16 protein-coding genes are annotated in these 12,888 nt (G+C 60.3%); 4 read left to right on the top strand and 12 right to left on the bottom strand.

Annotated elements, in window-relative coordinates:
• Window positions 1–233 precede the first annotated feature (233 nt).
• Entirely contained in the window at window positions 234–482 is a 249-nt protein-coding gene (locus tag VGK14_RS06650) for a zf-HC2 domain-containing protein (RefSeq protein ID WP_331508176.1), read from the bottom strand.
• A complete protein-coding gene (locus tag VGK14_RS06655) occupies window positions 475–1,056 on the bottom strand; it encodes a sigma-70 family RNA polymerase sigma factor (RefSeq protein ID WP_331508177.1) in 582 nt (193 codons plus the stop codon). The genes VGK14_RS06650 and VGK14_RS06655 overlap by 8 nt, the downstream gene beginning before the upstream one ends.
• A 162-nt stretch (window positions 1,057–1,218) precedes the next feature.
• Between VGK14_RS06655 and VGK14_RS06660 the strand changes: the two genes are divergently transcribed.
• Entirely contained in the window at window positions 1,219–1,401 is a 183-nt protein-coding gene (locus tag VGK14_RS06660) for an alkylphosphonate utilization protein (RefSeq protein WP_331508178.1), read from the top strand.
• A 46-nt stretch (window positions 1,402–1,447) separates the two neighbouring features.
• On the opposite strand, the gene fliD is transcribed toward VGK14_RS06660, so the two are convergent.
• The 10 genes from fliD to rsxA all read right to left on the bottom strand — a co-directional run bounded on the left by fliD (window position 1,448) and on the right by rsxA (window position 9,631).
• Window positions 1,448–2,242 carry a flagellar filament capping protein FliD gene (gene fliD / locus VGK14_RS06665; RefSeq protein WP_331508179.1) on the bottom strand — a complete coding sequence of 265 codons (795 nt, stop codon included), beginning with the start codon at window positions 2,240–2,242 and terminating at the stop codon, window positions 1,448–1,450.
• A 124-nt stretch (window positions 2,243–2,366) separates the two neighbouring features.
• A complete protein-coding gene (locus VGK14_RS06670) occupies window positions 2,367–2,813 on the bottom strand; it encodes a DUF1841 family protein (RefSeq protein ID WP_331508180.1) in 447 nt (148 codons plus the stop codon).
• Entirely contained in the window at window positions 2,800–3,873 is a 1,074-nt protein-coding gene (locus VGK14_RS06675; RefSeq protein ID WP_331508181.1) for an FIST C-terminal domain-containing protein, read from the bottom strand. Before VGK14_RS06675 ends, VGK14_RS06670 begins: the two co-directional genes overlap by 14 nt.
• On the bottom strand, window positions 3,870–4,499 hold the full coding sequence (gene nth, locus VGK14_RS06680; RefSeq protein ID WP_331508182.1) for an endonuclease III: 630 nt from the start codon (window positions 4,497–4,499) through the stop codon (window positions 3,870–3,872). The genes VGK14_RS06675 and nth overlap by 4 nt, the downstream gene beginning before the upstream one ends.
• Window positions 4,500–4,512: 13 nt before the next feature.
• On the bottom strand, window positions 4,513–5,205 hold the full coding sequence (locus tag VGK14_RS06685) for an electron transport complex subunit E (RefSeq protein WP_331508184.1): 693 nt from the start codon (window positions 5,203–5,205) through the stop codon (window positions 4,513–4,515).
• A complete protein-coding gene (rsxG, locus tag VGK14_RS06690; protein WP_331508185.1) occupies window positions 5,202–5,852 on the bottom strand; it encodes an electron transport complex subunit RsxG in 651 nt (216 codons plus the stop codon). The genes VGK14_RS06685 and rsxG overlap by 4 nt, the downstream gene beginning before the upstream one ends.
• Entirely contained in the window at window positions 5,849–6,868 is a 1,020-nt protein-coding gene (gene rsxD, locus VGK14_RS06695) for an electron transport complex subunit RsxD (protein WP_331508186.1), read from the bottom strand. The genes rsxG and rsxD overlap by 4 nt, the downstream gene beginning before the upstream one ends.
• A 2-nt stretch (window positions 6,869–6,870) precedes the next feature.
• A complete protein-coding gene (rsxC, locus tag VGK14_RS06700; RefSeq protein ID WP_331508188.1) occupies window positions 6,871–8,508 on the bottom strand; it encodes an electron transport complex subunit RsxC in 1,638 nt (545 codons plus the stop codon).
• Window positions 8,505–9,056, bottom strand: coding sequence for an electron transport complex subunit RsxB (rsxB, locus tag VGK14_RS06705; RefSeq protein ID WP_331508189.1), 552 nt, complete (start codon window positions 9,054–9,056; stop codon window positions 8,505–8,507). Before rsxB ends, rsxC begins: the two co-directional genes overlap by 4 nt.
• Window positions 9,056–9,631, bottom strand: a complete 576-nt coding sequence (gene rsxA / locus VGK14_RS06710; RefSeq protein ID WP_331508236.1) for an electron transport complex subunit RsxA — start codon at window positions 9,629–9,631, stop codon at window positions 9,056–9,058. The genes rsxB and rsxA overlap by 1 nt, the downstream gene beginning before the upstream one ends.
• A 234-nt stretch (window positions 9,632–9,865) precedes the next feature.
• Between rsxA and dapA the strand changes: the two genes are divergently transcribed.
• From dapA to VGK14_RS06725, 3 genes are all read left to right on the top strand, one after another.
• The gene (dapA, locus tag VGK14_RS06715) at window positions 9,866–10,741 is read left to right on the top strand and encodes a 4-hydroxy-tetrahydrodipicolinate synthase (protein WP_331508190.1); all 876 of its coding nucleotides are present in this window, start codon (window positions 9,866–9,868) and stop codon (window positions 10,739–10,741) included.
• An 8-nt stretch (window positions 10,742–10,749) separates the two neighbouring features.
• The gene (gene bamC, locus VGK14_RS06720; protein ID WP_331508191.1) at window positions 10,750–12,018 is read left to right on the top strand and encodes an outer membrane protein assembly factor BamC; all 1,269 of its coding nucleotides are present in this window, start codon (window positions 10,750–10,752) and stop codon (window positions 12,016–12,018) included.
• A gap of 75 nt (window positions 12,019–12,093) precedes the next feature.
• Window positions 12,094–12,861: an MBL fold metallo-hydrolase gene (locus tag VGK14_RS06725; protein ID WP_331508193.1), complete on the top strand. Its 768-nt coding sequence runs from the start codon at window positions 12,094–12,096 to the stop codon at window positions 12,859–12,861.
• The last annotated feature ends 27 nt before the right edge of the window (window positions 12,862–12,888 follow it).

Here is a 12,888-nt window from a genome sequence, read left to right on the forward strand (position 1 = left end):
TTTTTCGATCAAACCTCCCCTCTGCCGCCGGCTTCAAATACCGCATCCATTGCGATGCAAGACGCGGCTCCGCTTGGGGCAGCCGCTAAAAGATACCCAGCCAAGATCACCGTTCGACAAGCGCTTCATCGCGAACTGGTTCCGGTCGCATGCACTACCAGGGCGCAGCCAGGGGGCAAACGCGCCATCCAGTGCTACTGCCAACTCCCTTTCGTACCTTCGTTGACTCCGCATCATTCATGCTCGCGCAGGGCATTGCGGATACGCTCACGGGCTTCAGCCGACAAGCGCACTGTCTCGTCGTTCTCGGCTTGTTGCGCAAAATGCCTCAGCGCCCTCCGCAATCCGGCCAGCTGCCGCGAAAACTGCCGGCAGGCATCGCAGATCGCGAGATGCAGCCTCAAGCTCAAGCGCTCCCGCCAAGTCAGACGTCGATCCAGCGACTGCGACACCAGCCGGCTGGCTTGTTTGCAGCTAAGCATCGTTGCCCTCCAGCCAGTTGATCTCCAGGCACTTTCTCAACCCCATCCGGGCGCGATACAGCATCACCCAGGCATTGGTCGGGGAGATTTCCAGTTCCTTACAAATTTCTGCATTTTCTTTTTCCTCAATCTCGCGCAGCAGGAAAATCCGCGCCAGCGCCTTGGGCAAACGCTCGAGACAGTCCTGCATCACCTGCCAGAACTGGTGCTGTTCCAGCAATGCAGCCGGGTTGCCCAGCGATGACGGCGGCTCGGCCCAGTGGCCGTCGTCGAGAAAGAATTCGTCCATCCCCGGCTCCATCGGTTCGTCGGCAGCCCCGTTGTCCGGCAACGGCTGTTCGCGCTGGCTACGCCGAAAATGGTCGATGATCTTGTGCTTGAGGATGCCGGTGAGCCAGGTGCGCACGGCGGATTTCGCGGCAAAACCCTTGCCGTCCTGTGCGGACAGCGCCGCGAGCAGGGTTTCCTGCACCGCGTCTTCGGCCAGGTATTCGTCGCGCAGGCGCACCAGGGCGTAGCGGTAGAGGTAATCGCAGTGATCGGTCAATAAATCGCTGGGGTTCAGGTCATTCAATTGAAGTGGCACTCTTTAATAGTGAGAGAAGGATAAATACAGGCACGGCTAACATCGCCTTGGCTTCCGGCATTTCTTTCGCGTGATATGGCGTAGCTTCCTCCAGGTGCTGCTGCAAATTCCACGATGTTACCATCCGCTGATAAAGCGGGCAGGATATCGGTGTGTAACGATGGCGACTCGGTGGTGCTGATCAAGGACCCGAAGGTCAAGGGCTCGTCCATCACCCTTAAAATGGGCGCCAAGGTCAAAAGCATCCGCCTGGTCGGCGGCGACCATGAAGTGGACTGCAAGATGGACGCCGGCAACTTTATGCTGAAAGCCTGCTTCCTGAGAAAGGCTTGACAGGAATCACGCCGGCTCCCCTCCCCCACCGCCGATCATCGGCACGTCAACCCAGCAGGGTCGAAACAAGCAGGAACTGGTTCAATGCGGCCAATCGCGGCCCCAGATTGGCAATTCCGCCCTGGTTAAGCAATTCCAGCGCGAGAAGATCAGCCGTCCCCTGCAACCCCGACCCCGTCAATCCGGCAGTGAACAAGCTCACCGATTGCTGCGTCAGGCTTGCAGCTGTGCCGCTGGCCTGGCTCTCAAATCCGGACGCCAGACCGCCCAATGCCTGGGCCGCGCGCCCCAGCAGCGAAAACGTCCCGGCCCGGTCGGCAGTGAATGCGGATTGCAGCGCCTTGAGGTCTATGCCCAGCGCGCCGCCATTGCCCGGTATTGGCGGCGCCTGAAAATCGATCCCGACCTGGGCCAATGCAGTCAAAGCAGAACTGCCGTTGTCGAATGCGGCCGTCGCCTGCTTATCCAGCGCTTGCACGAACTGCCCGGCTAATGGCTCGCCGGGCAATATCCCGAATTGTCCCCGCAAATTGTTGAGGTTGTTTTGCAGGCTGTTGAAGGTATCGACGAAGTTTTGCGCTTCGGCGGCCAGACTGCCGAAATCGTTGCCGAAATTCCGGCCGCTGCCGCTGTTGCTCAAACCCGGCCGCAACACCGCGAGATTGCTCTGGAACGCGGAAACCGCGGACAGTAATTGCCCGATTCCGGAAAGGCTGACGACAGTCGAACTGCTGTCGAAAGCGGCCAGTTCCCGGGACGCTGAAACAGGGAACAACGAGGTAACCGGAGAGATGCTCCCGATGCCGAAAACACCGATTGGAGAAATGGGAGAGACCGTCATGGCCTGAATCGTCCGCATGCGGCGCAAGCCGAACCGCGCCAGAAATATTCAACAGTTTAGAGCTTCGCCGATTCGCTTAAGTTCTGCTGCCGCGCTTGCCGGTCTTTTCGCAGGGCAGGCCGGACTAGCGCGCAAAACCGGAGGTTTTTTTCCGCATGCACTCCAGGTAGGCTTGCGCATCCGGCGGCGTACGGTCGCGCTGGGCGCGCCATACGGTTTCGGCAAGGCATTCCATCAGCCCGTGCTGCGCTTCGTGAGGGTCGTTCAGGCGCTGCTGCAGCGCCTGAAACGCGGCGGCGATGCCGGGAGGCTGGTCGATGGAGAGCTGTTCGAGGATGGAAAGATGCAGACTCATGTGCAGGAAAGGGTTGGTTTCGCCCATTTCGGGGAAATACTCCTGCTCCAGGTAGCGCTCGGGCGCATCCAGCACGGCGTGGTATTCGGGATGCAGCGAGATCACTTCGACCGCGATGCCTTCCAGTGCGGTGAGCGGTTCACCTGCCCGGTATTTGCGCCGGGCGTCGAAAAAGAAATGCCTGACTTCGTCGCGGCTGGGGTTAAACAGCGCCATGGAATAGCCCCAACACTGCCGAATACTGCAGCAATTCATTGACGCCGTTGATGGGCGCGATTTCGCCGTTGCCGTAAAAACCAATCAGCGGCATGCCGGGGAATCTGCGCTTCAGCAGTTCCAGATCGCGGTCGACGCCGCTGTAGAAATACGGGCCGCGTCCCAGGCAGGAGAACAGCAGGCCGAACTCGGGGACGGCATCCAGCTTATCGACCAATGCCGTGACCGTCGCATCGAGGTCGGCCTCGGCCGCGTCGGCCTCGCGCAATGCCCAGAACACCAGCTGCCCGGCTTCGACCCGGCGCGCCAAGGTGACTGACCGATCCGCCTCGTTGGCGCAGACCAGCGGCGACAGCCGGTAATCGCCATGCTTGAACAATTCCCCCGAATCGGTGATGCCCGCCATCAGCCGGTGCAGCGGCAGCGCATCGTTGCCTGGATAGGCGCGCTGCAAGGTTTCCAGCGCCGGCTTGCCGCCGAGGAAAATTACGTCATGCCCCTGCCCCGCGCTTACCGGCTTCGGTGCGCTCAATACGCGCACGCCGTGCGTTGCGCCTACCGCTCCGGCAGCGCCATGCAAGGCTACTTCGCAATGCCCTGCGGCGACTCCCTTGCCGTTATGCCAGACGGAAAACGGCCCCTGCCCCGTGGCATCGCCGGAAACGCCGCCGAATTTCAGCCCCGTGGTCGAGAGCCAGGTGATGTTGATGGCGTTGGGCGCAGCCAGCGTCATCAGCAGTTGCTGCGGGTGCGGCGCATGCTCGGGTGCCAGGCCGATGCCATCGCCGAATACCATCGCCGCTGCGGCCGGGGCATCCAGCACCCAATCCTGGTCGGTAAAAATGCCGGGGGCGGAGCATCCGACGACCTGCACGCAACTGGCAGCGACGCTGGCAGCCTTGAGGGCGGGCTGCGGATCGCGCGCGAACTCGGAGGTCAGGAACAGCAATACGCTGTTTGCCACCCGCAACCCGGCCTTGTCCATCGCCTCGGCCACGGCATTCTGCGCCAGTTCCGGCAGCGGCTGCCGGCCCATCGCCAGCCCGGTCGCCACGCTCATGTTTTGGCCTTGTATTCGCACAAGTCATTAATGACGCATTCCGGGCATTTCGGCAGCCGCGCGATGCAGGTATAGCGTCCATGCAGGATCAGCAAATGGTGGGCGTCGTGCAGGTACTCCTTGGGCACGGCTTTGAGCAGCTTCTGCTCGACTTCCAGCGGGGTTTTGCCGGGCGCCAGACCGATGCGGTTGCCGAGGCGGAAGATATGCGTATCGACCGCGATGGTGGGATGGCCGAAAGCGGTGTTGAGCATGACGTTGGCAGTCTTGCGGCCGACACCGGGCAGGGCTTCCAGTGCCTCGCGCGTGTCCGGCACCTGGCCGCCGTGGCGCTCGACCAGCAGGCGGCAGGTTTCGATGACGTTTTTGGCTTTGCTGCGGTAGAGGCCTATGGTGCGGATGTATGGCTCCAGGCCTTCCACGCCCAGCGCCAGGATAGCCTCCGGCGTGTTGGCGACGGGAAACAGCCTGGCGGTGGCGAGATTGACTCCTTTATCGGTGGCCTGGGCGGAGAGGATCACCGCCACCAGCAGCTCGAACGTACTATTGTGTACCAGTTCGGTGGTGGGGTTGGGAATGGCGATGGCTAGCCGGCGGAAAATCTCGCGACAGGTTTTGGCATTCATCCGGAATTACGGATCAATGCCCATGCGCCATTGCCGGCGCGGCTGGCACGTCGGGCTGGCCGGCTTTTGCCTGGCGGCGCTGCTCCAGCCAGTTCTTGCTCGCAATCAGCAACGCCAGGCCGAGGAATGCGCCCGGCGGCAGCACGGCCAGCAGGAATCCGTGATAATCGGGAACGACCGTCACCACGAACTGCTTGGCTGCCGGCCCCAATGCCAGCTCGATGCCGGAGAACAAGGTGCCCTTGCCGACCATCTCGCGGATGCCGCCCAGCACCGCCAGCACCAGCGCCAACCCCAGGCCCATCATCAGGCCGTCGAACGCGGATGGCGCGGTATCGTTCTTGGCGGCAAACGCTTCGACCCGTGCCAGCACGATGCAATTGGTGACGATCAGCGGGATGAAAATGCCGAGCACGATATGCAGCGCATGCAGATAGGCGTGCATCGCCAAGTCGCCTACCGTGACCAGTGCGGCGATAACAAGAATGAATACCGGAATACGGATTTCCGTCGGGACCCAGCGGCGGATCGGCGACACGGCGCCGTTGCTGGCCGCCATCACCAATGCCGTGAGCAGGCCGAGGCTGAAGCCGTTGACCACGCTGGTGGTCACCGCCAGCGTCGGGCACAAACCCAGCAGCTGCACCAGCCCGGGGTTCTGTTTCCACAGGCCGTTTTCAACGATTTCCTTATAGCTCTGGCTCATTTTGCATTTCCTTTGCTTGCTGCCGCCGCGAACAACTCATCGCGGTGGGCGGCAAAATATTGCAGCGTTTTATGCACGGCCTTGACCACGGCACGCGGCGTAACGGTCGCGCCCACCATGTAGTCGAAGCGGCCGTTGTCTTTCTTCACCTTCCAGCCGTCGTCAGGGGTTTTGGCAAGCGATTGGCCATCAAAGTTCTTTTTTATCCAGTCGCTATGGCCGATATCGATATAATCGCCCAGCCCTGGCGTCTCCTTGTGCGCCAGCACGCGCACACCGACGATTTCGCCGTCGGCGCGCACCGCGATCAGCAGCTTGATGTCGCCGCTGTAGCCGTCCGGCGCAGTCGCCTCCAGAATCACCGCCGACGGCTGTCCACCCAGCCTTGCGCGATGGGCTTCGGTCTCGTCGCGATTGCCGAGGTCGCCACCCGCCGGGATTTTCTTCACATCCTTCAGCAGGTCGTTGTCGTGCAGCGCTTCCGGCAGGATCTGGCGGAACAGCGCCATGCGCGCTTCGGCTTCGCTTTTGGCGATTGGTTCGCGCGTCGTGGCATAGGTGTAGGCCAGCAGCGCGGTACCGATAATGGTAAAACCTATCATCACGCCTGCGGTGCTGAAGGTATGCTTGAAAATAGACGCGCTCATTTTTTGTGTCCGAATACCCTGGGCTGCGTGTTCGCATCGATCAGCGGCACGCAAATGTTCAGCAGCAGCACCGCGAACGCCACGCCGTCCGGATAGCCGCCATAGACGCGGATCAGCCAGGTCAGCACGGCTATGCCGGCAGCGAAAATCAGCTTGCCGTTGGGCGTGGTCGGCCCGCTGATCGGGTCGGTGGCGATAAAGAACGCACACAGCATCGAGGCGCCGCTGAACAGGTGGAACAGCGGGCCGGCGTAATGGGTGCCGTCAATCAGGTAAAACACGCCGGCAACCAGCGCCAATGCGCCCAGGAACGCCGCCGGAATATGCCAGCTGATAATGCGCTGTTGCAGCAGATAAAGCCCGCCCAACAGATAGGCGCCCGTCACGATCTCGCCGCCTTTGCCGCCCAGCGCGCCGAATACCGGCGCGGCAGTAATCTCGGCCATGCCGTGCTGCAAGCGCAACTGCGTTTTCAGCGTGTCCAGAGGCGTCGCGCTGCTGATCGCATCCAGGTTGATGCCAGCGGGTAGCATGCGGCCGAAGATGTAATGCCATTGGTCGATGAACGACAGCTTGGCGCCCGCTATGGCTAACGGCGCCGGCCACTGCGTCATCAGCACCGGGAACGAAATCAGCAACACCGCATAGCCCACCATCGCCGGATTGAAGGGGTTGTAGCCCAGCCCGCCATAGAGCTGTTTGGCGACGACAATCGCGAACAGCGTGCCGACCACGATGAGCCACCATGGCGCCAGCGGCGGTATCGCAAGGGCCAGCAGCCAGGCGGTGACCAGTGCGCTGCCATCGAACAGGAAAGGCAATACCGGCCGGCTGCGCAGCTTGAGCATGATGGCTTCGGAAACCAGCGCGGTAACACTTGCCAGCGCCAGGCTGATCAGGATGCCCGAACCGAACATCCAGACGTAGGCAACGATGCCGGGCACCAGCGCCAGTAGCACCTTGAGCATGATGACGCTCACACTGGGACTCGCAGTGAGATAGGGCGAATGGTTCACGGTCAGTTTTCCTGTTGTTCTTCTTTGTTTTCCGCTTTGGCTTCGGTTTGCGCGCGGCGGGCATCGATATCGGCTATTTTTGCCTGCACGGCAAGATCGAGATTCTCGGTATTCTGCGGCGTCACTTCAGCTTTTTGTGCCTGGGCGCGCGCCATCGCGGCCTCTATCGCGGCTTTCTTGGCATCGTCGGCACCAGCCTCAGCCTTGGCGCCTGCGGCTTTCTGCGCATGCTTTTGCGCGCGCTCCTGCTTCTCACGCTCGATGCGCGCCAGGCGGAAATCGTTGCGCTCGCGCGCCAGGCTGGCCGCTTCCTTGGCCTTGTCCTGCGCGATGATTTCGCTCTTGGCGAAGCGATAATACTGCACCAGCGGAATATCGCTGGGGCACACATAACTGCAGCAGCCGCACTCGATGCAATCGAACAGCTGGTATTCGCGCGCTTTTTCCAGGTTCCTGCCGCGGGCATACCAGTAAAGCTCCTGCGGCTGCAGGTTAACCGGGCAGGCATCGGCGCAGCGCGCACAGCGGATGCACGGCATCGCGGGCGGCGGTTCCGGGAACAGCTTGGGCGCGCCGGCGATGATGCAGTTAGTCGCTTTGATGATCGGCGTTTTTGAGGATGGCAGGCTGAACCCCATCATCGGGCCGCCCATGATCAAGCCGTTGGTATCGGGCAATGCGCCGCCTGCGGCTGCCAGCAAAAACTCTATCGAAGAGCCCAGCAACACTTCGAAATTTCCCGGAGCCCCGACATTGCCGGTGACGGTCACGATGCGCGAAGTCACGGTCTCGCCGTGTTCCAGGTAACGATACACTGCCAGCATGGTCGCCACGTTGAACACCTGGATGCCGACATCGGTCGAGCGCTTGCTGCTGGGCACTTCGATGCCGGTCAACAACGCGGTAAGGCGTCGCGCATCGCCGCTCGGGTAGAGCGTGGGAACGACGGCCACCCCGATTTTCGACGCACTCCCGGCACAAGCCACACGCATCGCTTTTTCGGCCTCCGGCTTGTTGTCTTCGATACCGACGATGCAGTTGTCGGCCTTCAGCAAATGCTGCGCAATTTCGATGCCCTTGACGATTTCATCGGCGCGCTCGCGCATCAGCATATCGTCGCAGGTGATGTAGGGCTCGCACTCGGCGCCGTTGATGATCAACGTCTTGACGCCGGAGCCGCCGCTCGGGCGCAGCTTGATCTGGGTCGGAAAAGCCGCTCCGCCCAAGCCAACGATGCCGGAATCCCGCAGGCTGGCCGCGAGTTCGGCAGGATTGCGCTGGCGCCAGTCTACGGGCTCGTGCGGAATCCAGCGGTCTTCGCCGTCGGTCTTCAGCGTGATGCACATATCCGGCAAGCCGGAGGGGTGCGGAATCAGCTTGTCCTCGATGGAAACGATCATGCCCGAGGTCGGCGCATGCACCGCCGCCGAAATCGAGCCTTCGGCCTCGGCCAGCAACTGTCCCTTCAACACCTGGTCACCCGGCTGCACGCGGATTTTCGGCAAATTGCCGATGTGCTGCCGCAGCGGCAGCACCAATTCGCCGGGGATCCCCAAACGCTGGATCGGGCGGCCGGTGGATTCCAGCTTGTTTTCCGGCGGATGCACGCCGCCGTTGAATTTAAAAATTTTAGAGATCATGCCGCTTGTTTGATTTCGAAGACGGGGTAACGCCATTTCCAGTTATCGACGTGCTCGCCGATCGGCTGCATGCTGATGCAGTCCACCGGACAAGGCGCCACGCACAATTCACAGCCGGTGCATTCGGAAGCGATCACGGTATGCATGTGCTTGGCCGAACCCAGGATAGCGTCCACCGGGCAGGCCTGGATGCACAGCGTGCAGCCGATACAAACGTTCTCATCTATGACCGCGACCGATTTCGGCTTGGGCGCACCGTGCTCGGCATTCAGCGGCTTGGGCTCAACGCCCAGCAGATCAGCCAAAGCCTTGACTCCGGGCTCGCCTCCCGGCGGGCACTGGTTGATATCGGCCTCGCCGCTGGCAATGGCCTGGGCATAGGGCTTGCAGCCGGGATAGCCGCATTGTCCGCATTGCGTTTGCGGCAGGATGGCGTCGATCCTGTCGACCAGCGGGTCGCCCTCGACCTTGAACTTGAGCGCGGAGTAGCCCAGCACCGCGCCCAAGGCGAACGCCAGCCCTGCCATCACCAGAAGAGCGGCCAGCATCAGCGCACCAGCCCGGCAAAACCCATGAATGCCAGGCTCATCAACCCCGCCGTAACAAAAGCAATCGCCGCCCCCTGGAACGGCGCGGGAATATCGGCAGCCTCCATACGCTCGCGCATCGAAGCGAACAGCACCAGCACCAGCGAAAATCCGACCGCGCCGCCGAAACCGAACAGCAGCGATTCCGCAAAGCCATGCTTGGCCTGCACGTTGAGCAGAGGGATGCCCAGCACCGCGCAGTTGGTGGTAATCAGCGGCAGATAGATGCCCAGCACCTGATGCAGCACCGGGCTGGTTTTTTCCATCACCATCTCGGTAAACTGCACCACGCCGGCGATGACGACGATGAACGACAAGGTGCGCAGGTAGAACAGATCGGCGCCGAGCAAATACTCATTGATCAGGTAACTGGTGCCCGAACCTATCGTCAGCACGAACGCAGTCGCGGCGCCCATCGCGATGGATGCCTCAAGCTTCTTGGAAACGCCCATGAACGGGCACAGGCCAAGAATTTTGACCAGCACGATGTTGTTGACGAACACCGTACCGAAAAGTATCAACAGGTAGTTTTCCAGCATTACGCTTAAGCGACGTCAAATGAAGATGAAATTATCCCCCTTCCCCGGTCCGCTGCGCAACTTTAACGCTTCGACTGGAAGGAACGCGACGCAATATATCAGGATAAGATTGTTTTAAAAAAGAATAAATCGTTATGATTTATGCCCTTCCATTATATGAATGTCACACGCATGCGCGCCGCGTTGCGCTTTCAGGTAAAATGACCGGATTTCAACAGCTTGGGTGCTTTCATGCTCAAAGGTAGTCTCGTTGCCATCGTCACTCCCATGCACAGCGATGGCACGCTGGATTTTGCGGCGCTGCGTTCATTGATTGATTGGCATATTGAGCAAGGCTCGGATGGTATCGTCATTGTCGGCACCACCGGCGAATCGCCTACGGTCGATTTCGACGAACACTGCGAATTGATCCGCGTCGCGGTGCAGCAGATAGGCGGCCGCGCTCCCGTCATTGCCGGCACCGGCGCCAACAGCACCCGGGAAGCCATCGAACTGACGGCGCGCGCCAAGGAACTGGGCGCCGATGCCTGCCTGCTGGTCACCCCTTATTACAACAAGCCCACACAGGAGGGGCTGTACCAGCACTTCAAGTCGATTGCAGAGGCAGTAGACATTCCGCAAATACTTTACAACGTGCCCGGCCGCACCGGCTGTGATTTGACCAACGACACGACATTGCGCCTGGCGGAAATCCCCAATATCGCCGGCATCAAGGATGCGACCGGCAGCCTGGAGCGCAATACCGACCTGATTCTGCGCGCGCCGGCCGGCTTCGCCGTTTACACCGGCGACGATGCCACTGCCCTGGCCTGCATGCTGCAAGGCGGCCACGGCGTGATCTCGGTCACGGCCAACGTCGCACCGCAGGCCATGCATGAGATGTGCGCGGCCGCGTTTGCCGGGGAACTTGTTCGCGCCCGCGCCATCAATCAGACGCTGTTCCCATTGCATAAAAAACTTTTTATCGAAGCCAATCCGATTCCCGTCAAGTGGGTACTGCAGGAAATGGGGCGCATCGGCCAAGGCATCCGCCTGCCGCTGACTCCGCTGTCGGCCGTACACCATGAGACATTGCGAGCTGCTATGCGGGCTGCAAATATTCTGTAAGGACTTACATGTTTAAAAGCAATTATTTCAAAGCCGTCCTGCTCGCGCTGGCCTTGGCTGCGCTTGCCGGTTGCGACTCCATCCCGTTCATAGACAACTCGTCCGATTACAAAGGCGCCAGCCGCGGCAAACCGCTCGAGGTGCCGCCGGACCTGACCGCACTTTCCACCGACGATGCCTATGCGGTGCCGGGCAGCACTACCTATTCCGCCTATAACCAGGATCAGGGCGGCAAGCAGGAGCAGGCGGAGGTATTGCTTCCGGAGGCGGACAGCGTCAAATTCGAACGTGCCGGCTCGCAACGCTGGCTGGTAGTAAAAGCCCCGCCCGAGAAGGTGTGGCCGGTGGTGCGTGAATTCTGGACCGATCTCGGCTTCGCTGTGCGGGTCGAGGATTCGAAAACCGGCGTCATGGAAACCGAATGGATCGATCCTGCCGATCTCGCCAAGGATGAGAAAGGCAACTATCTCGACAAGTTTCAGGGCTGGCTGGACAAACTGGAGGGCCTGAACAACCGGCAAAAATTCCGCACCCGCCTCGACCGCGGCGAAGAAGAAGGCATCACCGAAATCTACATGAGCCACCGCTCCATCAGCAATGCGCCGGACGACGGCCGGGTGCGCGTGCGCACCGTCTATGGCGATATTGACACTGGCTACAAGAATGAAGATTTCGCCAAGAACAAAAGCAAAGATGCCCGCGCCGCCTCCGAAGACATCGACGCCGAGTTGTTGCGCCGTCTGATGGTCAAACTGGGAGTTGCCGAAAAACAATCGCGCGCCATCATCGCCAATCCGTCTCAGGAAAAACGCGCCGCCATCAACAAAGCGACTGACGGCTCGGTTACTCTGGCGCTGAACGACCAGTTCGACCGGGCCTGGCGCCGGGTTGGTCTGGCTCTGGATCGCGTAGGCTTCCTGGTGGAAGATCGCAACCGCTCGCAAGGACTGTTCTATGTGCGCTACTCCGATCTGGAAATAGATGCGCCTTCGGACGAGAAAAAGAAGGGCCTGCTCGACAAACTCAAGTTCTGGGGCGATGACGACAAAAAAGCAGAACCCAAGCCCGAACCCAAGAAAGAAGAAAAGGGCGTGGTGGACAAGCTCAAGTTCTGGGAAAACGACAAGGACAAGGCCGCCGCCGAGCTGCAGTATCGCGTCAAGCTGGACCGTGCCGGAGAAGGCACCGAAGTCACCGTGGTGGACAAGGACGGCAAACGCGACAAGTCCTCCACTGCAGGCCGCATTCTCGGCATGCTTTATGAACAGTTGAAGTAATTGGTTCAGCCGGGAATCGGGGCAAAAAGGAAACATCCCGTTTTGTCCCGATTCCCCAGCCTTGGGGTAAGCTTCATGCGCTTTGCCTTACTTGGCAGCGGTAGTGCCGGCAATGGCCTGGTAGCGCAAGCCGGCAATACCAAGGTATTGCTCGATTGCGGCTTCAGCCTGCGCGAAACAACCTTTCGCCTGGCCCGCCTGAATCTCGAGCCGCATCATCTGGCCGGAATACTTCTGACCCATGAACATGAGGACCATGCCCGCGGCGCATTCCGCCTTGCGGCCGACTTCAGGTTGCCCCTGTTCCTGACGCATGGCACCTTCATGATGCTAGGCGATACGCCAACCGATATCGATATCCGCATCATCAACAGCCATGATGCATTCGCTATCGACGATATGGAAATCCACCCCTACCCCGTACCCCACGATGCACGCGAGCCGGTCCAGTATGTGCTCAGCGACGGCATGCGGCGCCTGGGCGTACTCACAGACACCGGCACCAGCACCCCGCATATCGAGTCCATGCTTTCCGGCTGTCATGCGCTGGTACTGGAATGCAATCACGATCTGGACTTGCTAATGAACAACCGGCGCTATCCGCACTCGCTCAAGCAACGCATCAGCGGCGCTTATGGCCATCTGGATAATGCTACGGCGGCAGAATTGCTGGCGAAGCTCGACACACGCTCATTGCAGCATATTATCGCAGCCCATTTAAGTAAAAAGAATAATCGTCCGGAACTGGCGCGCGCCGCGTTGCGTAGCGCACTCGATTGCGAAGAGAAATGGATTAAGATAGCCAGTCAAACAGAGGGCGTAGACTGGCTGGATATTAACTAAACGAGATGGCTCGATACAATCCGACTA

The sequence above is a fragment of the Novimethylophilus sp. genome (assembly GCF_036504375.1).
GTDB lineage: Bacteria > Pseudomonadota > Gammaproteobacteria > Burkholderiales > Methylophilaceae > Novimethylophilus.